This window comes from Mesorhizobium waitakense (assembly GCF_056431085.1).
In genome coordinates, this window is sequence record NZ_JBWKME010000203.1 from 63,542 (window position 1) to 83,066 (window position 19,525).

The 19,525-nt window shown below is 61.9% G+C and carries 25 protein-coding genes; 9 read left to right on the forward strand and 16 right to left on the reverse strand.

Going from position 1 to position 19,525, the window contains the following annotated elements:
* Window positions 1–7: 7 nt before the first annotated feature.
* Window positions 8–1,081: a D-alanine--D-alanine ligase family protein gene (locus AC07FD_RS36935; protein ID WP_478353842.1), complete on the forward strand. Its 1,074-nt coding sequence runs from the start codon at window positions 8–10 to the stop codon at window positions 1,079–1,081.
* A 48-nt stretch (window positions 1,082–1,129) separates the two neighbouring features.
* Entirely contained in the window at window positions 1,130–1,678 is a 549-nt protein-coding gene (locus AC07FD_RS36940) for a P-loop NTPase family protein (RefSeq protein WP_478353843.1), read from the forward strand.
* Window positions 1,679–1,793: 115 nt separating this feature from the next.
* On the opposite strand, the gene AC07FD_RS36945 is transcribed toward AC07FD_RS36940, so the two are convergent.
* The 4 genes from AC07FD_RS36945 to AC07FD_RS36960 all read right to left on the reverse strand — a co-directional run bounded on the left by AC07FD_RS36945 (window position 1,794) and on the right by AC07FD_RS36960 (window position 3,160).
* Window positions 1,794–2,027, reverse strand: a complete 234-nt coding sequence (locus AC07FD_RS36945; protein ID WP_095091343.1) for a DUF378 domain-containing protein — start codon at window positions 2,025–2,027, stop codon at window positions 1,794–1,796.
* Between the two features lie 133 nt (window positions 2,028–2,160).
* On the reverse strand, window positions 2,161–2,406 hold the full coding sequence (locus tag AC07FD_RS36950) for a DUF982 domain-containing protein (RefSeq protein WP_095091344.1): 246 nt from the start codon (window positions 2,404–2,406) through the stop codon (window positions 2,161–2,163).
* A gap of 98 nt (window positions 2,407–2,504) precedes the next feature.
* Complete coding sequence (locus AC07FD_RS36955; RefSeq protein ID WP_095091345.1) at window positions 2,505–2,858, reverse strand: hypothetical protein; 354 nt, start codon at window positions 2,856–2,858, stop codon at window positions 2,505–2,507.
* A 149-nt stretch (window positions 2,859–3,007) separates the two neighbouring features.
* The gene (locus AC07FD_RS36960) at window positions 3,008–3,160 is read right to left on the reverse strand and encodes a hypothetical protein (protein ID WP_478353844.1); all 153 of its coding nucleotides are present in this window, start codon (window positions 3,158–3,160) and stop codon (window positions 3,008–3,010) included.
* A 37-nt stretch (window positions 3,161–3,197) separates the two neighbouring features.
* On the opposite strand from AC07FD_RS36960, the gene AC07FD_RS36965 reads away from it, so the two are divergent.
* Window positions 3,198–5,186: an AI-2E family transporter gene (locus AC07FD_RS36965; protein ID WP_478353845.1), complete on the forward strand. Its 1,989-nt coding sequence runs from the start codon at window positions 3,198–3,200 to the stop codon at window positions 5,184–5,186.
* A gap of 153 nt (window positions 5,187–5,339) precedes the next feature.
* On the opposite strand, the gene AC07FD_RS36970 is transcribed toward AC07FD_RS36965, so the two are convergent.
* Window positions 5,340–5,717, reverse strand: coding sequence for a hypothetical protein (locus tag AC07FD_RS36970; RefSeq protein ID WP_478353846.1), 378 nt, complete (start codon window positions 5,715–5,717; stop codon window positions 5,340–5,342).
* Between the two features lie 89 nt (window positions 5,718–5,806).
* On the opposite strand from AC07FD_RS36970, the gene AC07FD_RS36975 reads away from it, so the two are divergent.
* Entirely contained in the window at window positions 5,807–7,480 is a 1,674-nt protein-coding gene (locus AC07FD_RS36975; protein ID WP_478353847.1) for a winged helix-turn-helix domain-containing tetratricopeptide repeat protein, read from the forward strand.
* On the opposite strand, the gene AC07FD_RS36980 is transcribed toward AC07FD_RS36975, so the two are convergent.
* Complete coding sequence (locus AC07FD_RS36980; RefSeq protein WP_478353848.1) at window positions 7,469–7,678, reverse strand: hypothetical protein; 210 nt, start codon at window positions 7,676–7,678, stop codon at window positions 7,469–7,471. The genes AC07FD_RS36975 and AC07FD_RS36980 overlap by 12 nt on opposite strands.
* Window positions 7,679–7,722: 44 nt before the next feature.
* Here AC07FD_RS36980 and AC07FD_RS36985 point away from each other — a divergent pair, with 44 nt between their 5' ends.
* On the forward strand, window positions 7,723–8,055 hold the full coding sequence (locus tag AC07FD_RS36985) for a hypothetical protein (RefSeq protein ID WP_478353849.1): 333 nt from the start codon (window positions 7,723–7,725) through the stop codon (window positions 8,053–8,055).
* Window positions 8,056–8,134: 79 nt separating this feature from the next.
* Here AC07FD_RS36985 and AC07FD_RS36990 read toward each other — a convergent pair whose 3' ends face one another.
* The 5 genes from AC07FD_RS36990 to AC07FD_RS37010 form a co-directional block, all read right to left on the reverse strand.
* Complete coding sequence (locus AC07FD_RS36990) at window positions 8,135–11,338, reverse strand: efflux RND transporter permease subunit (RefSeq protein ID WP_478353850.1); 3,204 nt, start codon at window positions 11,336–11,338, stop codon at window positions 8,135–8,137.
* On the reverse strand, window positions 11,335–12,441 hold the full coding sequence (locus tag AC07FD_RS36995; protein ID WP_478353865.1) for an efflux RND transporter periplasmic adaptor subunit: 1,107 nt from the start codon (window positions 12,439–12,441) through the stop codon (window positions 11,335–11,337). The genes AC07FD_RS36990 and AC07FD_RS36995 overlap by 4 nt, the downstream gene beginning before the upstream one ends.
* A 374-nt stretch (window positions 12,442–12,815) precedes the next feature.
* The gene (locus tag AC07FD_RS37000) at window positions 12,816–13,820 is read right to left on the reverse strand and encodes an aldo/keto reductase (protein ID WP_477396032.1); all 1,005 of its coding nucleotides are present in this window, start codon (window positions 13,818–13,820) and stop codon (window positions 12,816–12,818) included.
* Window positions 13,821–13,901: 81 nt separating this feature from the next.
* The gene (locus AC07FD_RS37005) at window positions 13,902–14,117 is read right to left on the reverse strand and encodes a hypothetical protein (RefSeq protein ID WP_478353851.1); all 216 of its coding nucleotides are present in this window, start codon (window positions 14,115–14,117) and stop codon (window positions 13,902–13,904) included.
* 155 nt (window positions 14,118–14,272) lie between these two features.
* Window positions 14,273–14,458: a hypothetical protein gene (locus tag AC07FD_RS37010; RefSeq protein ID WP_478353852.1), complete on the reverse strand. Its 186-nt coding sequence runs from the start codon at window positions 14,456–14,458 to the stop codon at window positions 14,273–14,275.
* 618 nt (window positions 14,459–15,076) lie between these two features.
* On the opposite strand from AC07FD_RS37010, the gene AC07FD_RS37015 reads away from it, so the two are divergent.
* The 3 genes from AC07FD_RS37015 (at window position 15,077) to AC07FD_RS37025 (ending at window position 16,318) form a co-directional block, all read left to right on the forward strand.
* A complete protein-coding gene (locus tag AC07FD_RS37015) occupies window positions 15,077–15,385 on the forward strand; it encodes a DUF1236 domain-containing protein (protein WP_457155502.1) in 309 nt (102 codons plus the stop codon).
* A 267-nt stretch (window positions 15,386–15,652) separates the two neighbouring features.
* Complete coding sequence (locus tag AC07FD_RS37020; protein ID WP_478353853.1) at window positions 15,653–15,994, forward strand: low affinity iron permease family protein; 342 nt, start codon at window positions 15,653–15,655, stop codon at window positions 15,992–15,994.
* A 66-nt stretch (window positions 15,995–16,060) separates the two neighbouring features.
* Complete coding sequence (locus AC07FD_RS37025) at window positions 16,061–16,318, forward strand: PilZ domain-containing protein (protein ID WP_478353854.1); 258 nt, start codon at window positions 16,061–16,063, stop codon at window positions 16,316–16,318.
* A 49-nt stretch (window positions 16,319–16,367) separates the two neighbouring features.
* Here the strand turns inward: AC07FD_RS37025 and AC07FD_RS37030 are convergent, their stop codons facing one another.
* Window positions 16,368–16,652 (reverse strand): hypothetical protein, encoded by a 285-nt coding sequence (locus tag AC07FD_RS37030; RefSeq protein WP_478353855.1) that lies wholly within the window; start codon window positions 16,650–16,652, stop codon window positions 16,368–16,370.
* 146 nt (window positions 16,653–16,798) lie between these two features.
* Window positions 16,799–17,095 carry a hypothetical protein gene (locus tag AC07FD_RS37035; RefSeq protein ID WP_478353856.1) on the reverse strand — a complete coding sequence of 99 codons (297 nt, stop codon included), beginning with the start codon at window positions 17,093–17,095 and terminating at the stop codon, window positions 16,799–16,801.
* Window positions 17,096–17,365: 270 nt separating this feature from the next.
* On the opposite strand from AC07FD_RS37035, the gene AC07FD_RS37040 reads away from it, so the two are divergent.
* Window positions 17,366–17,605 carry a hypothetical protein gene (locus AC07FD_RS37040; RefSeq protein WP_478353857.1) on the forward strand — a complete coding sequence of 80 codons (240 nt, stop codon included), beginning with the start codon at window positions 17,366–17,368 and terminating at the stop codon, window positions 17,603–17,605.
* A gap of 79 nt (window positions 17,606–17,684) precedes the next feature.
* Here the strand turns inward: AC07FD_RS37040 and AC07FD_RS37045 are convergent, their stop codons facing one another.
* From AC07FD_RS37045 to AC07FD_RS37055, 3 genes are all read right to left on the reverse strand, one after another.
* On the reverse strand, window positions 17,685–17,891 hold the full coding sequence (locus AC07FD_RS37045; protein ID WP_478353858.1) for a hypothetical protein: 207 nt from the start codon (window positions 17,889–17,891) through the stop codon (window positions 17,685–17,687).
* A 281-nt stretch (window positions 17,892–18,172) separates the two neighbouring features.
* Window positions 18,173–18,376 (reverse strand): hypothetical protein, encoded by a 204-nt coding sequence (locus AC07FD_RS37050; RefSeq protein ID WP_478353859.1) that lies wholly within the window; start codon window positions 18,374–18,376, stop codon window positions 18,173–18,175.
* A gap of 272 nt (window positions 18,377–18,648) precedes the next feature.
* Complete coding sequence (locus AC07FD_RS37055; RefSeq protein ID WP_478353860.1) at window positions 18,649–19,185, reverse strand: J domain-containing protein; 537 nt, start codon at window positions 19,183–19,185, stop codon at window positions 18,649–18,651.
* Window positions 19,186–19,525: the final 340 nt, after the last annotated feature.

The following is a 19,525-nucleotide window of genomic DNA, read 5'->3' on the forward strand; positions in this document are numbered from 1 at the left end:
GATTTCGATGACGGACAAGACAAGGGTGGCCATCCTCTATGGCGGGCGTTCGGCCGAACATGACGTGTCGCGCCTTTCGGCCGCCAATGTGCTGAAGGCAATCGACCGGACGCGCTACGAGATCGTGCCGATCGCCATTTCCAGGGACGGCAGATGGCTGCTGCAAGCTTCGTCCCTCGGCGATGCGGCAGGGGCTCCAGTGTCTGAGGACGGCGTGGAGGTCGCGCTGTTGCCCGGCGGCAAGGGCAGGCTGGTCGCCGTGTCGCGGGATGGAACGCAGCCCAACCCCGTCGATGTCGTCTTTCCAGTGCTGCACGGGCCGTTCGGCGAGGACGGTTCGGTGCAGGGCTATGCGGAAGTCGCCGATGTCGCTTATGTCGGTTGCGGCATCCTCGCCTCGGCCGCCGCCATGGACAAGGATGTCGCCAAGCGGCTGATGCGCGAAGCCGGCCTTGCCGTCGCCCGCTCCGCCACCTTGCTGGGTGGCGAGCCTGTGTCCTTCGACGACGCCAGGGCAAGGCTGGGTCTGCCGGTCTTCGTCAAGCCGGCGCGCCAGGGCTCGTCCTTCGGGGTGAGCAAGGCTGTCGACGGCGCCAGTTTTGCCGCCGCCGTCGAGGCGGCTTTCCAGCATGATAACAAGGTTTTGGTGGAAGAATTTGTCGGGGGACGCGAGATCGAGTGCTCGGTCCTGCAAAGAGCCGACGGCACGCTGACGGTGTCGCTGCCCGGCGAGATCATTCCGGCCGGCAAGCACGGCTTCTACACCTATGAGGCCAAGTATCTCGATGCCGACGGCGCGGTGGTCAAGGTGCCCGCCGATGTCCCGGCAACAGTCGCCGACAGGGCGCGCGACATGGCACGGCGCGCCTTCCAGGCGCTCGGCTGCGAAGCCATGGCGCGCGTTGATTTCTTCCTGCGCGCCGACGGTTCGCTGCTCGTCAACGAGGTCAACACCATTCCCGGCTTCACCGACATCTCGATGTATGCCAAGGCGCTGGCGGCATCAGGCGTAGGCTACAGCCAGACCATCGACGTGCTGATCGAGCACGCGCTGGCCAGGCATGCGGCGCGAACGGTCTGAGTTCTGGTCGATCGAAATTCAGCCGCTAGGATGATCCCAGGTGTCCGGATGTTCGCAAAGCCAGTGATGATGCAGCGGATCGTAATTCTCGGAAACGCCGGAAGCGGCAAGTCGACCCTTGCGCGGCAGATCGGTGAGCAGCTGCATTTGCCGGTCGTGCATCTGGACAAGCTCTTCTGGGGACCAGGCTGGAGCAAACCTGAAACCGAAGTTTTCCGGGTACGCGTTGGCGCGGCGGTTGCGGGTGCCGGCTGGGTGTGTGAGGGGAACTATTACCGGCAGACCTTTGATTTGAGGCTTCCCAGGGCTGATCTTGTCGTCTGGCTGAACACGCCTCGCTCCATCTGTCTGAGACGTGTCGTTCTGCGCAGCGTGTTGAACCGCCCCCGGCCTGATCTGCCGGCCGGATGCACCGAGCATCTGGACGCGGAGTACCTGTCGTTTCTCCGCTACATCTGGAATTTCGATCGCGACAACCGGCCTGCTATCGAGGCGGAGCGGGCAATCCGGGGGCCGCTGGTGCCAGTTGTGACTTTGAGCGGCGCCCGTCAAATCGCCGAGTTGTTGAATTCGCTTGCCCGCCAGCATGGTTCCTGACTTTGCAGGAGGTGAAGAATGCTTGAGATTTGCCTGGGGCTTCCTGATGCCGGCGGCCTGATTGGCCTTTACGGGATGTGAGGCGGCGGGTTTTCCGCCGCCCGCATCTTACCGGTCACGGATGATGATGGAGATGCCTTTCGGCATCGACTTCGCCAACCGTAAAGCTCTGGAAGCCTGGCATGAGCTGCCATATGGCCGCAAGGCCGATGATCAGATAGGCCAGGCGGGCCAGCATGGCGCCGCCGAGGACAGTGCCGATTACGTCATAGCCCGTTACACCCATGGACAGGAAGTTGAGACCGCCAAGGATGATCAGGGCGAGTGTGACGAGGTTCATGTTACGCATAAACGCCTCCTAAGGTTGCCTGACAAAAAGACGTCTCAAAAAAAACGCCTTCCGTTTCAAATGGTTCCTTCGATCACGAAATTGTGAACGGCCGCTATTGTCCGTGAATGCAACCAGCTTACCCGACCCCGGCTTACTCGACCAGGATATGCGCCTCGCGCGCGGCCTCGACAAACGCCTCCCTGGCGATATCGGGGGACACCTCGCCGCTCGTTGCCCGGCGGCAGGCGCGTAGCGCGGACTGATGTTTCAGGCTGCCGGCATCGCGCCAATGTGTCGTGAGCAATTCGATGGCCTGCTCGGTGTTGGACAGGTTGCGGGTGGACCCGGTGACGCCGACCGAAACCACCACGGGTTTGGAGAACCATGCGGTTTGCATTGGAACCTCGACTGCGTTGCAGTCGTAAACGCTTCTGGCGGCGCGAAGTTGCATCGCCGCCAATCACTGTAGCGTGAGGATCGTCGCCCAACTTTGGCTTATGGATACTTTGTCGTGGCCGGGGGGCTCGGCTCGCCCTCGAGTTCCTTCGGCAGCGGCAAACTTGAGCACCGCAAATGGATTTCGCGGGCGAAGATCTTTCGCTCCTTTTGCTCGTGCTCCTTGATGGCTGCTGCGAGCCCTAGTCCGTAGGGGCCAAGGAAGACACCAGTCCCCCAACCGGGATGCTCCTTTTCGCGAGCATCATAGTTCGAAGCGTCGACACGGGCCTGTTGACATTCAGGCGATACCCATTTCGGGTCTTGCGTCGAAAGCGACGCTCCATATTCGACAGGAGAGCTCACACATCCAGTTGCTGCCGTGGCCAACGCGACTAACACTGCAAGTCTCATGCCGGGTCTTCTCCAGAGGATTTTCGAAAGTACACAGAACCGTCCCTGCGACAAGGGGACAGCTATGGTCAGACTGGGGGAATACAGTTCTCGGTGCAGTTGATCTACCGAGGGACATGAATTTTCTTTTCTGGCCCAACGTGCTCGTTCTACCCCATCGCCAAGGCGCGGCCGGGATAGCGCTGGCCGGAGATTTCCCGGCGCCATTGCTTCGTCGCGCGGCCATCTCGCGCCATCCCGATCATCGACCTGCAGCCGGTGACGAGCAGTTCGTCACCGGCGAAAGTTGCACGCCGGCTCAATATGCCCGATCATGACCGTTGGCAGGGGAGAGACCAAGTGGCGACCAATCGTCGAAACGGCATGGCGTCTCCGGCGCATGGGTTGGAGGACATTCTTTCGGCCGCCGCGCCCCACCCGCGAACGTCATTGCCCAATGTGGCGACCACCGTCACGACGGTGGCGGCACTGTATTTCGGGCGCGAGGTTTTCCTGCCGATCGCCATCGCGCTGTTGCTGACCTTCGCGCTCGCGCCGCTGGTCGCGGCGCTGAAACGCGTCGGCATCCCCAGGATCGCGGCTGTCATCGTCAGCGTTCTCAGCGCTTTCGCGGCACTCGCCCTGTTCAGCTTCATTGTCGCCTCGCAGGTCAGCGAACTGGCACAGAACATCCCGACCTACCAGATCAACATCCTGACCAAGATCCGTTCACTCAAGGAAACCGGCGTCGGGGGAGGCATCATTGCCAGGTTGAGCGACGTGGTCGAGCGTGTCGGACAGGAGATAGACAGGCAGGACGCTTCGCCGCCGGCGGCCACTCCCGACAAGCCGGCGCGCGAGCCGGTGCCCGTCGAGATCGTCGCGCGCCAAAAGCCGCTCGAAGTCCTGCAGAGCATCGTCGGTCCGCTGATCAGCCCGCTCGGATCGGCCGGACTGATCATCGTCGTGGTTATTTTCATGCTGCTCGAACGGGAGGATCTGCGCGACCGCTTCATCCGGCTTGTCGGCTATGGCGACCTTCACCGCACCACCGAGGCGCTGCAGGATGCAGCCAAACGGGTGGGCCGCTATCTGCTCATGCAGTTGGTCGTCAACATCGTCTACGCCATACCGATTGCGCTCGGACTGTGGATCCTCGGCATTCCCAATGCACTGCTGTGGGGGCTGCTGGCGCTGGCGCTGCGTTTCGTTCCCTATATCGGTCCGGCCATCGGCATGCTGCTGCCGCTGTTCCTGGCGCTGGCCGTGGCACCCGGCTGGTCGCTCGTCCTGTGGACGGCCGCCCTGTTCGTGGTGATGGAACTCGTCACCGGCAACGTCGTCGAACCCTGGCTTTACGGCTCGCGAACGGGGCTGTCGTCGCTGGCGATCATCGTGGCGGCCATCTTCTGGACCTGGCTCTGGGGGCCACTCGGACTGGTCCTGTCGACGCCGCTCACCGTCTGCCTGGTGGTGCTGGGCAGACACGTGCCGCAGTTCGAATTCCTCGACGTGCTGTTCGGCAACGAGCCCGTGCTCGAGCCCCATGCGCGCCTCTACCAGCGGCTGCTGGCTGGCGATCCGGAGGAAGCCACCGACCACGCCGAGGAGATGCTGGAAGAGAAGTATCTGTTCGAATTCTACGACAAGGTGGCGATTCCGGCACTTCTGCTGGGCGAGCGCGACCGTGTGCGCGGCGTCATGGGCGACCTGCAAAGACGGCAGGTGGCGGACAGTGCCCTGACGCTGGTGGCCAACCTCGACGATGAGGCGCAACAGGAAGCGGCCGAGGAGGATGACCCGGCCGAGGCCGGGGAGCCCGGCGATAATGGCGATGGCGCCGGCGTGGACGAAGCCGACCTGCCCGATGGCACTGACATGTCGGTGCTTTGTGCCGGTGGGCGCGGCGAACTCGACGATGCCGCCGCCGCGATGCTGGCACAGGTGCTGGAAGTGCAGGGTGCGACAGCATCGAAAGCGGGCTTCGCCGAGATGGAACCGGCGAGCATCCGCCGCCTCGAGCTCGATGCCATCGACACCGTCGTGATCAGCTTCCTGAACCGGGATTCCGTCAAGCACGCGCGTTTCCTGGTTCGCCGGCTGAAGCGTGCGAAGGCGGCGCTGCGGGTGGGCATCGTGTTCTGGTCGGAAACCGGCAATGACGACAAGGAGGCGACCGCCAGGCTGGCCCAGGACATGAACGCGGATTTCGTCGCCCATGGCATGGTCGACGCCGTGGTCGGCGCGCTGTCAAACGAGCCGCCGGTTGCCCTCAAGCTCGTCACCAAACGCCGCATGCGCCGGCAGCGGGCCCCGCCCAAAAAGGTTCAGGCCGCCACCGCGAGCTAGGGGCGTCTTGGCACCGGGCGCACCGGCCCGATTTACGCGCAGCAAATACGCGCTCGCCCTGACCGGCGGGACGGCGTCCGATCTCGACGACCTTGGTCGCGCCGGAGTGGTGCGATCCTTCGGTCCAAGCGTGAACAGCCAAGACCTGCAACGTCATGGTTTTGATGCCTCCGATGCGTCGTCGCAGTAATGGAAGCTGGCGAGATAGCCGGGGAGTACGCGCATGAACTCCTGTTGATGGGTCCAAGCTCTGCACTCGGCCATGGAGGTCATGGGTTTCACTTGGGGGATCCTGATAAGCTTCCCCTGGTCGGTCAGAAGGATTGTGACAGCGATGGCGGTGAACATGCAGTCATCCATCGACCCAAGGCTGGCGGCATAATAGCCGCCGGGGTTGGGACGGACGTCGTCTGAGGCCGCCTCGTTGACATGGTCAGAGCCGCAGAGTTTCGCGATGCGGGAATCCGCTTTCGCAGCCGTTGGCGCTGTCACGAGAAGAGCGAGAGCGATGATGAGCTTGGCGCGTTTCATGTCATCCTCCCGTCCAATCCGGCACTGGTGGGATCACTTGGAAGCGAAGGCCGAAAGGGATAAGCTAGGGAGCGCGCCAAGAGGGTGAAATGTCCCGAAAGGCTCCTGAAATTGACCCGAAACCTGCTGAAACGATCACATTCGGCGGTTTTTTCTCGCTGACGAAAAGCAAACAACTCCGGACCGTCGAAGGTAAAGCGCTCGACCTGCGCAGCCAGTCCACCGAGGTGCTCTGCGTGCTCGCGGCGCGACCGGGCGAGATCGTGTCCAAGGACGCGCTGATGCGCGCGGTCTGGCCCGATACCTTCGTGACCGACGACAGCCTGACCCAATGCATTGCTGATATTCGCCGCGCATTGGGGGACGACGCGCATGCAATCGTGGAAACCTTGCCCAAGAGAGGCTACCGACTGAATGCCGATCCATCCGAGGCGGCGGACGCAAACGCCGCGGCTGGCACGGAACGAGCCAAGACACGATTCTCGCGGCGCGGCTTCATTCTTGCTGCGATCGTTCTCGTCGCGGCAGCGATCGGCCCATACTACGGCGCGGAAATATGGCGAGCCGCTCCAGTTCGTTCGAGCGACATGCCGAGGATTGCAATCCTTGCCTTCGACGACTTCAGTGCTGGCGGGGACAAGGGATATCTCAGTGATGCCGTCGCCGAGGGGATCATCACCGAGTTGGCGCGGAGCAAGACCTATGCCGTCATCGCCCGGAACTCGAGCTTCAGGTACCGCGGCCAGCCGGTTGACATCAGGCAGATTGGCGAAGAACTCGGCGTCGACTACCTGCTCGAAGGCAGCCAGCAGAAGATCGGAGACCGGCTGAAAGTGACCGCCCAGTTGCTGAATGCGCATGACGGATCGCATGTCTGGGCCAACACCTACAACCGGGAGATCGGCGATCTTTTCGTCGTCCAGGAGGAAATCATCCGCACGCTTGCGGCTCGGGTCGGGCAAAGGATCGAGCGACCCTTGCCACAGAGCGACGCCGCCCGGGTTAGCGCGCTCAGTTATCTCCTGATGGGGTTTGCCGCGAAGGAAAAGGATTTTTCTGCCGCGGGGAACGAACTGCTGCGGCAGTTCAGCCTCAAGGCGATTGAAGCGGATCCGAACTCCCAATTCGGCTATATCGGGCTGGCCTGGTCCTATCGCTTTGACTCGGTATTCTGGCACAAGCAGGAAAACAACCCCGAAGAGGCGTTGAAGCGGGCCGCAGAGTACGCCGACAAGGCCATCCTGCTCGCTCCGGACGATGCCAACGCGCATCAAATCCGAGCCCAAATCCATAGTGAAGCCGGCGAGATCGAGCAGGCCATTGCGCAGTTCGATCAGGCGATCGCCCTGAACCCCAGCGCCTCGAATATCCTCGAGGGCAGTGCGGCCCCGCTGCTCTTTGCCGGCCGCACCGATGAAGCGATCGATCGGATCGAGCAGGCCAAAGGCATCGATCCCTTCTACCCCGACTGGTACAACTGGGACATGGGCTGGGCGCTCTATGAAAAGAACGATTGTGGGCCTGCGCTAACGGCGATGCGGAAAATGTCCCCAATCCCGATCGCCGCACACCGAATGCTTGCGGGGATCTACGCTTGTCTGGGAAACCAGCGGGAGGCAAAGGAAGCGCTTGCGGTTTTCCTTAAAGACTCGCCCGGCGACTCCATCAGCAAACAACGCAAGCAGTGGGAGAAGAATTGGACCGCGCCCGGAAGCCTCGAGCGCTGGATCGGACACATGCGGTTCGCGGGGTTACCGGAGTGACGGCCGACCGTATGCGGCCGGCAGAAGCCAATTGGCCGCATAAAAACCGTTGAAGCCTTTGGATTGTGGGCGGTAGTTGCCCTCAAAACCAAGATCATCCTTCACAGGAATATTGGGTGCGGGAAAGTCGGCAATGGGACCGGCTTGCGCCAGCCAGCCGAGGGTCAATGGCATTTCTAAAGGAACGCTAATATACATGGACGCTCGAAGGAGCAGCGCCTGCCAGATAGTTGAGGAAGGCCATGCGAAGGTTCATCGTCACGGCGGTGTGTATCGCCGCCGCAACAGTCGCCAGCGCCCATGATTGGTACGAAAACAAGTTCGACCCGCAGACGAAATTCAAGTGTTGCGGTGGTTCTGATTGCCGCGCCATACCTCGTTCTTCGGTGCAGATGAGGGTCGACGGCGGTTACATTTACTTGCCGCATAACTTCATCATCCCACGGGACCGCGTGCAGGAATCCCCGGACGACCAATACCATATCTGCGAGAATACCTACGTCGTAACCAATCAGCTGTATTTGCGTTGTTTTTTCGCGCCGCGCGTGAAGATCTCCCTACTCCTCCCAGGTTAAGGTCAATACTGCGTATCGCTACCGGGATCGTTGCCGCGCCGCGCCGATAAAGCCGCGCCAGGCGCGGCGAATTCGTAACCTACTTGGCGCCCGTCTCCGATGGCGCCTCTGCCGGCCCCGAAGGCGCGGCCTCGGCACGGGGCTTGCGCCGTGAAAACAGCGACCTGAGCGTGACGTAGAACACCGGCGTCAGGAACAGGCCGACGAAGGTGACGCCGAGCATGCCGGAGAACACCGCGGTGCCGAGCGACTGGCGCATTTCCGCGCCCGGGCCTGTTGCGATCATCAGCGGCACGACGCCGAGGATGAACGAGAAGGCGGTCATCAGGATCGGCCGCAGCCTGAGCCGGCAGGCTTCGACGGCAGCCTCGGCGGCCGACAGGCCGCGTTCCTCCGCCTGCCGCGCGAATTCGACGATCAGGATCGCGTTCTTGGCGGCAAGCCCGATCAGCACGATGAGGCCGATCTGCACGAGGATGTTGTTGTCCAGCCCTCGGAAAGACACGCCGAGCAACGCCGCGAGCACGCCGAGCGGCACCACCAGCACAATGGCGAACGGCAGCACCCAGCTTTCATATTGCGCCGCCAGCGCCAGGAACACGAACAGCACCGACAGTCCGAAGATATAGACAGCGGCATTGCCGGTGTTGCGCTCCTGATAGGCGAGCTCGGTCCATTCGTAGGAGGTACCGGCCGGCAGCGTCTTTGCCGTGATCCCTTCCATCAATGCCAGCGCGTCGCCCGTGGAAACGCCGGGCGCGGCGTTGCCCTGCAGCGGCACCGAGACGTACATGTTGTAGCGCTGGACCAGCGCCGGGCCGGTGACGTCGCGGATCTCGATCAACGTGCCGAGCGGAACCAGCGCGCCGGTCGCCGAGCGCACCTTCAGTTTCAAGATGTCGGCGCGATCGAGGCGGAACGCCTGGTCGGCCTGCGCCCGCACCTGGTAGACGCGCCCGAAAGCGTTGAAGTCGTTGACGTAGGCGGTGCCCAAATTGATCGACAGCGTCTCGAAGATGTTGGGGATCGGCACGTTCAGGATGCGCGCCTTGTCGCGATCGATCGCCAGGAAGAATTGCGGGCTCGATGCGGAGAACGTCGTGAACACGCCCGTCAGCCCCGGCGTCTTGTTGGCCTTGCCGGCGATGTCGTTGGCGAGCGCCAGGACCTGCCGCATGTCGGCGCTGTTGCGCTCCTGGATCAGCAGCTTGAAGCCGCCGGCATTGCCGACGCCGCGGATCGGCGGTGGCGGCAGTGCGATAATGAAGGCTTCCTTGATGCTTTGCAGGCTGCCGAACAGATTGCCGATGACCTTGGTCGCCGACTGGCCGGCTTTCAGTCGCTCGTCAAACGGCTTGAACCTGGCGAAGATCACGCCCGCGTTGCTGGCGTTGGTGAAGGTCGCGCCGGAGAAGCCGGCGAAGGCGACGGCGTAGTCGACGCCTGGCGTTTTCTGGATGATCTGCGACGCCTGCTGGATCACCGCATCGGTCCTCGACAGGGAGGCGCCGTCCGGCAACTGGACGACGACGATCGCATAGCCCTGGTCGAGCGACGGAATGAAACCGCGCGGCACCGCCTGCACCATGTAGACCGTGGCGCAAATGAGGGCCACGAAAACGGCCAGCATGGCGGCGATCGTTATCCACGAGCCGACCAGAACGCGGATGATGCTCGAATACCAATGGGCGACCCTGTCGAAGCCGCGATTGAAGCCGTCGGCGAGCGCCCGTGCGAACCGTGCCAGGAAAAAGCGCGGCGGCGCCGCCGCGGCGTGGTGCGGCTTGAACAGCAGTGCGGCCAGCGCCGGCGAAAGCGTCAGCGAATTGAATGCCGAGATCGCCGTCGACACCGCGATGGTGATCGCAAACTGCAGGTAGAACTGCCCAGAAATGCCGGGGATGAAGGCTGTCGGCACGAACACGGCTATCAGCACCAGCGAGATCGCGATGACCGCCGTTCCGACTTCGTCCATGGTCAGGTGCGACGCTGGATTGGGCGCCAGCCCTCTGGCGATATTGCGCTCGACGTTCTCGACCACGACGATCGCATCGTCGACGACGATGCCGATCGCCAGAACGAGGCCGAACAGCGTCAGCATGTTGAGCGAGAAGCCGGCGGCGTAAAGCACCGCCAGCGTGCCGATCAGCGACACGGGGATCGCCACGATCGGCACGATCGCCATGCGCCACGATTGCAGGAAGACGATGATGACGATGATGACAAGCACCATCGCCTCGAGGATCGTCTTGTAGACCTCCTGGATCGACTCGGCGACGAACTCGGTCGGATTGTAGACGATGTCGTAGCTCAACCCCTTCGGGAAGTCGCGGGAAAGCTCCTTCATCTTGTCCTGGATCTCCGCGGCTGCGGCGAGCGCATTGGTGCCCGGCCGCTGGAAGATGGCGAGCGCCACCGCCGGTTTGCCGTTGAGATAGGAGTTGGTGACGTAATCCTTGGCGCCGAGCTCGATGCGCGCGACGTCCTGCAGCGAGATCAGGCGGCCGTCGTCGGCCGATTTGACGATCACGTATCGGAAGTCGCGTGCGTCGTTGAAGCGGCCTTGCGTGGTGACCGTGTACTGGAACGCCGTGCCGGTGTTGGTCGGCGGCGCGCCGATCGAGCCGCCCGACACCTGGACGTTCTGGTCGCGCAGCGCCTGCACCACATCGCCCGAGGTCATCCCCAGGGCGGACAGTTTTTCCGGATCGAGCCAGATGCGCAGCGAATATTCGCGCTCGCCGAAGATGGTGAGGTCGCCGACGCCGTCGAGTCTGAGCAGTATGTCGCGCACCTGCGAGCGGGCGTAGTTCGAGACGTAGAGCTGGTCGTAGGTATTGTCGGGCGACAGCATGTGCACGACCATCATCAGGTCGGGCGAGCTCTTGGTGGTGGTGATGCCGAGGCGGCGGACTTCTTCGGGCAGGCGCGGCTGGGCGATCGACACGCGGTTCTGCACCAGCACCTGCGCCTGGTCGAGATCGGTGCCCAGCTTGAAGGTGATGGTCAGCGCCATTGCCCCGTCGCCCGACGAATAGGACGACATGTAGAGCATGCCCTCGACGCCGTTGATCTCCTGCTCGATCGGCGTTGCCACCGTCGCTGCGATCGTCTCGGCGTCGGCGCCCGGATACTGCGCGCGAACGACGATGGTCGGCGGCGCGATCTCGGGATATTGGGCGACCGGCAGCTGGGTATAAGCAATCCCGCCGAGGATCAGCAGGACGATCGAAACGACCGATGCGAAGATCGGACGGTCGACGAAGAAATGTGCGAACCTCATTGCTGCAACCCGGCGGTCTCGGCCTTGGGCGGCAACGTCACCATCTCGACCTTCACCTTGGCGCCGGGCCTGGCGTGCATCAGCCCGTTGACGATGATCGTCTCGTCGCCGGTCAGGCCCTGGCGGATCACCCGGTAGCCGTCGAGAAGCGGGCCGGTGCGCACGGGCTTCGCCGACACCATCCCGGCCTCATCCACCAGGAACACGATGCGGCGATCCTGATCGGCGCCGATCGCCTCGTCGGGCACCAGCACGCCGCTATGCGGCAGCGACCCCGGCACGTTGATGCGCCCGAACATGCCTGGCTGGAGAATGCCGTCGGCGTTGGGAAACGTTGCACGCACCCGCATGGTGCCGGTCGCGTTGTCGATCCGGTTCTCGGCAAAATCGAGCTTGCCTTTGAATACCGCCTCCGCGCGGTCGGCGACGCGAACCGCCACCTCGAGCCCGCCGTCGCCTTCCTGCATGCTGCCGCCGCGCTCCTTCGCGTCGCGGGCGTAGCTGAAATACAGGCGCTCATCGACGTCGAAATAGAAGTCGATCGGATCGCGCGTAACGATGGTCGTCAGCAAGGTGGAATCCGGCTGCACGAGGTTGCCGACCGACACCAGCCGGCGGTCGATGCGGCCGGACAAGGGCGCCTTGATCTCGGTGAATTCCATGTTCAGGCTGGCCGTCCTCAGCGCAGCCGTCGCGCCCTGCATCTGCGCCTGCGCCGAAAGGTATTCCCGCCGGCGGTCGTCGACGGTCGAGGTTGAGATATTGCCGGTCTTGGCGAGTTCGTCGGCGCGATCCAGCTGCATCTTGGAGAATTCGAGCAGACTCTTGGCGACGTCCACTTGCGATTTGGCGGCATCATAAGCCGCCTGGTACGGACGCTGGTCGATGGTGAAGAGCAGGTCGCCCTTGTTGACCAGTGCGCCGTCCTGGAAGCTGACCTTGTCCAGATAGCCGCTGACGCGCGAGCGGATGGCGACTTGGTCGACGGCTTCGAATCGCCCGACGAACTCGTCGTCTTCGACGATTTCACGGACCACCGGCTTGGCCGCCGTCACCACGGGTAGCGGCTGGTCCTGCGCAAACGCAGTGCTGCTGAAAGCCATGCCGAGCAGGAATGCCGCCGACACGGCGGCGCGGGCAAGCCAGCCGGCCGATCGACGGAGTTGCCCGCCCGCGTCGCGATGCCATTGCGCATCCTCAGGGGTGTCCATTTGCGTCCTCGCTCGCTGGACCCGGAGGTCGGTTGATCCGCTTCTACGCTTAGGCTTGTTCGTCGAGATCAGAGCATTGCAGTGTTGTGCAGGGCAACATGATCATTTTCCATGTGGGCTGAAATGTCCACCCTGTGGCTGCCCCGCACCGGGCTAAAGCGAGTCGAAAGCGTGCGCAGAGGCGCTGCGCTTAAATCCTCGCGCTCCCGGTTGGTATTTCTGGGTTATTGGAATGGCTCAGATTTCCGCCGGCTATGCCCAGACCCCTACCGGTCGACCATCGCCAACCCGCGCTGGCCGTAGCGCGGGCCGGAGATTTTGCCCGGCGCCAGCGCTTCGTCGAGGGCGGCCATCTCGGCGGCATCGAGCTTGATTGCGACGGCGGCGATATTCTCCTCCAGGTATTTCCTCCGCTTGGTGCCGGGGATCGGCACGATGTCGATGCCAAAACCGGTGCCCTTGTGCAGCAGCCAGGCCAGCGCGACCTGGCCGGGCTTGACGCCTTTGGCCGCCGCGATGTCGCGCACCTTGGCCGCTGCCTCGACGTTGGCGTCGTAGTTCTCGCCCTGGTAGCGCGGGTCGTTGCGGCGGTAATCGCCCTCGGGATAGTTTTCCGCACGGCTAACCTCGCCGGTGAGGAAACCGCGGCCGAGCGGCGAGAACGGCACCAGGCCGATGCCGAGTTCGCCGAGCAGCGGGATGATCTGCGGCTCCAGATTGCGCTCCCACAGCGAATACTCGCTCTGCACCGCCGACACCGGATAAACGGCATGCGCGCGGCGGATGTTGGCCGCACCCGCCTCGGACAGGCCGAAGAACCGCACCTTGCCTTGGGCGACCAATTCGCCGACCGCGCCGGCGACATCCTCTATCGGCACCGCCGGGTCGACGCGGTGCTGGTAGAGCAGGTCGATATGGTCGGTGGCAAGCCGGCCGAGCGAGCCTTCCACAGCCGCGCGGATATGCTCGGGCCGGCTGTCGGTTCCATCGAGCTGCTTGCCGTTTTCGATGCGGAAGCCGAATTTGGTGGCGATGGTCACCTGGTCGCGCTTGCCCTTCAGCGCCCGGCCGAGCAGGGCCTCGTTGGTATGAGGGCCATAGACCTCGGCGGTGTCGAGGAAGGTGCAGCCGAGTTCGATGGCGCGGTGCAGGGTGGCGATGGATTCGCCCTCGTCGGCCGGACCGTAGGACTGGCTCATGCCCATGCAGCCAAGGCCGATGGCCGAGACCTGCAGCCCTTGGCTGCCGAGCTTGTGGGTTTTCAGGGTCATGGCTGGCGTTCTCCGGTGGGGGGATCACCAGACTATAGCGGCCGCTCGCTCATTTCCCACAGCCTTTCGGCCGCGCTGTCTTCACATGTTCGAGGCCACGTCGCGGGAAGACAGTGGCTTGGGCTTGTGGGCCGGACGCTGCCTTGTCTTGTGTTCAGCTTTGCGGGGCGCGGCTTTGACCGTGTCCAAGGTCTTGGGGGGCGCGGTCTTAAGGTTGGCGGTTTGCGGCGCTTGCGCCTTGCGGCGCCTGAGCCAGCTCAAAGACAGTTCGGCAAGGAGACTGCGCAGACCTTTCACAACGTCCTCCTCCTGTTGGGCGACGGGATAATTTCCGATGGCGCGACTTGTTCCACCCGCGGATGTTCCCGGGTTGGGCTTGGGTCGAGCGGCGCATGCGACCTAAGTCCGATCACAAACCGCAATGGTCTTGCCGGTGGCGCCGCCGGGAACAGTCAGCTCTCACGGTCGTTGTCCGCTGCAGATTTGCTGGAGGAAGCTATGGACAGGAGTGTTGGCCAGGCACGCTGGTTGCTCGCACCGATCTTCGCGGTTGCCATCACTTTTATGGTGATTGGAATTACCTTCGGCTGACCGACCTCCAGGGATCGACCTCGAACTTTTCCGATCGGCGCAGCCATGTCCCTTCCTGCGCTGATAGGGTTTGCTCGCCGCACCTGTGCGGCGAGCGAACCCTCAGTCTCGGCCCTTATGTGTCAGTGAGAGTAGTAGGCCAGGGTAAGATAGACTGCCGGTGCGGAGATCAGGCAAATCGCCATTCCGATGACCAACGCCATCGCAAGGCGCTCTGTGCGCCTGACAATATCAGCAATCTCGTGGTCGTCGGGAGAGGGGATGAGATCAAGCGCGGAAAGCACCTCCGGGACGCGAGCATGGTTGTCATTTGCTGGTCGGGTGTCGTCATCATGTGTGCTCGGTCTCTGGATACAGGTCACTGTTCGCCTCGCTGTGGGAAACGCCACGCCGCCGCTGCGGGGACGCTAGAGGTGGTACCCCGCTGTGTGGGGGAATGGTGGACTCTCGGTTGATGCCGAGGAAAAGGGCTCGTGCTCGGGGCCCCCAGTTCTCGCGCGGTTCTAACGTATCGGCCAGGCATAGGTTGCCCGCTAAGACTTCAGTCGTACCACCCCCGGACCTTAGCCTGAGCGGCGGAACGCAATGCTGTGGGGCTCGTTGCTGACTCGTGATTGGCAGTCAAACCTGGCTGCCAAATTGGCGCAAGAAGGAAAGATTTTGTCATGAAGAAATATCTTGTCAGTGCAGTCGCAGGCCTCGCGCTGGTCGCTGGAATTGGTACTGCCTTCGCGGAAAACGTCGTAATTCTCAAGCCGGAACAGCAGACGGTGGTTCGCGAATACATCCACAAGCAGAAGCTCGCATCCGTCAGCCTGCTGGGTGTCGAACTCAACGTCGGCACGGCCCTTCCGGACACGGTGGAGCTTCACGCCATCGAGGTGCCCGACGTCAAATACAAGTACACGGTCGTCGGCGACCACGCCGTTCTCGTGGATCCTGATACACGCAAGGTCGTGCAGATCATCGAGTAGATCTACCGCAGCAGGCGAGCCCGCTTGGCGATCTATTTCGGGAAGCGGGCTCCGTGCATCTCTCCGTTGCCGTCATATGAGGAATCACTAATGTTCACAGACAAAGAGACCCGGTTTTTGGAGGCGGGCATGCTCCTGGCAGTGCCTGTCTGCGTGGCGGTCACCGCGCTGATCGCTGTCTTCGCCTTGGCCAGGCTATGATGGACAATATGGCAGGCTGCCGACGCGATCTCGAGGCTTGGCAAGTCGGGAACGGGGACGGTTAGCATGAACCGTTTCCTGTTCGTCGCGGCCGACTTTCTTTCCCGGCCCCCGGGTTTCTATGTGATGCTCATAGCCATGGTACTTTGCACTGCGCTGGTGCCTTTCGGCCTGACAAATGCGGTTACCTATGCCCTGTCGGTTGCGGCCATCGTGATCACCGGTGTTGTCCTCATACAGGGCTATCGCGATACCGCCGCCATCCACGCCAAACTCGACGAGATCATCGTTGCCCTCGACGAAACCAGAAACGACGTTGTCGGGTTGGAGCATGCCGAGCCGGAAGAGATCAGGGAAAAGCTTTTGAAGCTCGAAGAAGAAGCGGCCCAATCAATCGGGCCGGGGTAAATCCCCTTTGCGTGGCAGGAAGATCCGCGGCATGCCGCGTTGCAGGATTTCCAGGAGGAATGAACGATGAGCCCCACTGATCCGCCAGTAGAACGACGCTCTGATGCACGGGGCATCGTTCTGAAGGATGCGACCATCATCACGGAAGACGCCAAGATCAGTTGCTCGGTCAGGAATCAGCACGTTCACGGCGCGGAGTTACGGGTGGACCCAGGCGTAACAATTCCCGACCGTTTCGTCCTTCACGTGCCCGCGGATGACGCCAGCTATCGTGCCGTGGTGCGGTGGAGAAGGAACGAGCGGCTTGGCGTGCAGATTTATTGAACCAGGATCCCTGGCCCTGCGGCCAGTGGGTGGCTAGGTCGAGACTGCGCTACCCCTGACGAGAATGCGCTATCCCTGATATCCGAGCGGCAACCGCATCCAATCCGTTGTCATAGATCCGCGTCAGCACGCCTTCCGCGGCGTTGGCTTGCTGGGATGTGCAACCAATCAGGTCCCGCCCTCCCAAGCTCGCCGGCGCATTGGCAATACGATCCCAAACCGCCCAGGTTCCGTCTGTCTCAATGTGGCAATAGAATCGGTGTTGTTGATTTTCAGAATCGGTGTTGTTGATTTTCCATAATGGGAAACGTTCAACACCCGCTTTGAGGTCCATGCCGATGGCAACGTGGTTAATGTCGCAGCCGTTTCGACTGAAAGCCGACTCAGGTGCACAGCGTCGCAAGGCATGGTGCAGGCCGGCAGAGTCCTGCGTCTGGTCGAATGGCGCAGCGCTTACAGGCAGCCCGCCGTTTTGGCTGCCTATTGGATCGAGGCCAGGTGAGGCAGGTCAAGCGGGGCAATGCGCTCGCCATCTGCGTCGGCAAGGTCATCCACGAGCAAACCGGCCATGCCGTCAAATTCGATTGCCGCGCCAATGAGTTGTGCCGCCTGCATGACCAGGTGTTCAATGTCCTCGAGGGCGACATTCTCGACCAGATTCCTGACCCTGACCTGCTCCGCAACCATCGAGATGTTGACGATTCCCGCCGTCCTGAATGCCGTCAGGACCGCTGAATTGACGTCATCGCGCAGGCGCGCCGAGTAATCATACCGCATCGAAACCTCCCAAAGGGATCGGTCTTCTGTTCATAGGAGAGCATGCGCCAGCTGCCGGCCCATAGCAAGGGAAATTTATGAAATATTCAAATAAATCAGCAAGTTAGCATAGTTACATGAAAACGCGACCAGCGTTTGATGCGCATCGTGCGTGGGATGCATCGTACACCCATCGCAGGGTCTTGACGCCTTATGAGACCTACCCTAATTATAAGGCGATTGAGACAGATACTAACTCAACGTATTTTTAGTCCTGAGCGAGGAAGCGCCATGGCTGAACTGGAACGCCCCGAACGACTGCAGATCATGCTGACGGCCGATGAACTGGCCGCGCTGGAAAACTGGCGATATGACAAGCGCATGCCGAGCCGCTCGGCCGCAGTCAGGGAACTGCTGCGGCGCGGTCTGGCCTCGGACGGGTTCCTGACGGCCGAGCAAGGGGTGAAGTCGCAGGATTTTGGAATCCTGCCCACCGACGGCAACGGCGCCACCGAGGGCGGCAAGGAGTAGATCGCAGCCGCGCCGGTCTGCTGGTCGCGACCAGCAGCGGGCTTTCGGCTGACATGCCGGCACCCGACTGCTTGCGACCCTACAGAATGTTGGTCGTCACTTCGACGACGATCGCGGCGCCTTCCGGCGAGCCATTCGTGACATGCACGACACGCGATACCCGCAGGTCCTGCGCATTTCCGTTAATCGACAGCGAAACGCTTTCGCCGATCCGGGGAACCGCCTGGAAGACGGCATCGGTGGCTTCCGGCCGGTTGTCGATCGAGATGCGGCAGTTGACGGTCATGGGATGTCTCCTGTGTCTGACGGGCGCCCCGGTCGTCAACGCTGGCTCTACAAAATGGTTTCAGGATGGCTGGAGGTGAAACTTAATGGCGGCTGGGTTCGTATAGAGCAGCAGTTGCTCCATTTCTCGTTCTAAGCGGAGCAACTGGCTCGCTGGGGAGGGCGTTGGGGCTGCCCCGGCGAGTTGCCTCATCATCGATGATGCCGCTTGCCGAGTTTTGCCTTTGCAAGATTGTCTTCAGCGCGGCCAGGCCGGCCACGGGCCTCCGGCGCCGCCTCTTTTCATTTCGTCTCGCGTGGCACGAGATAGCTGGTCACGGTGCCTTGCCCAATTCCTCGCTTGACCATGACCGTCGTGTATTGCGCCGGTAGCGACGCCGTGACGTTGGGGTCGATCGACTTGCACCTTCCGACGATTGCGCCGTTGGGAGCGCTTGCCAGCCGCTGCACCAGTGAAGCCCGGCACTGATCGAGCGATGCATACATTGCCGGCGCCATATCGATGGGTTTGCATACGGAAGCCTCACCCGGGCTGCACGAAAGCAAAAGCATCACCGCCGCGGTTGCCGGATCCATTCCCTGAGCTCCCATATTGGATGAGCTTCAACGCGGAAGTGCGAGCTTGGTTTCGCTGTCGCTAAAAAACCGATTTGCGTTGCCCACACTCGCGAGCTTTAGTGATGTTGCCCCTCGGAGAAGCGCAGGGATGCGCGAGGCACTTCGGCGGCGTGGTACAGCGGCCAGCGCGAGCAGCCACTTCAGTTCGTATGGTCCAGCAGTCTGGTGGTGGGATCACGACGTTGTTCGGTATTGGTGCGATCGATGCCTTCCACGGTGATCGCAAACGTCCCGTTTTCGATCCTTCCTATCCAGCCTTTGGCTTTTAGATACCAAAGGTGAAACTCCAGATGTTCACGCGGGCAGTCTGCCAAGCGTTCGAGTTCTGTATCGCCAATGCCGGGATTGTTGACGTCTTGTCGGCGTTTGACATAGAGCAGCGTGAGCACTTTGGCCTGAATGACGGCATCCCGTTCGATGGATTTGGTGTTGCCGGCTTCCTCGGTCAACTCGCGGCGAATGTTCAAATGATCTTTATACTGAATGTCGTACTGCGCGCGCTTGACCGGATCTTTGAGCGTATTGTGGGCTTCTACAATTTCACTGAAGCGGGATTCGTCGCCGGTGTCCCGGTTGTCGGGATGGTAGCGCATGGCAAAATAACGAAATATCCGTTCTATCGTTTCCGAGTTGGCGTTCGGGCTTATTTCCAGAAGTTCATAGTAGTCAATGAACAATTCGATGCTCCCACGACATCGCCACCAGGCAATTCATTGGTCTTGATACGACAAAGGGCCCGGCCGCGAAAGAGTTGCGATCACAGGCCCTTGTCGTCGGGTTCGTTCGAAGGGTGCGCCTGTTGCCGCACGGTCGCAAGCTGGACCATGGTCCGTGGACTTATGGTTGTAATGCGGCGCCGTCAAATGCTTGACATAACCGGGCGGCGGCGGCGGCGAGCCTGGGATAGATGCCGCGATCGCCACCTAAAGCACGTCGCGTTTGAACGTATTCAGGCGACGCGCCTTAGGTGTGGAGCCTCAACAGGTTGTCCCCGGTTATGGCGAGGCGACTGATAGG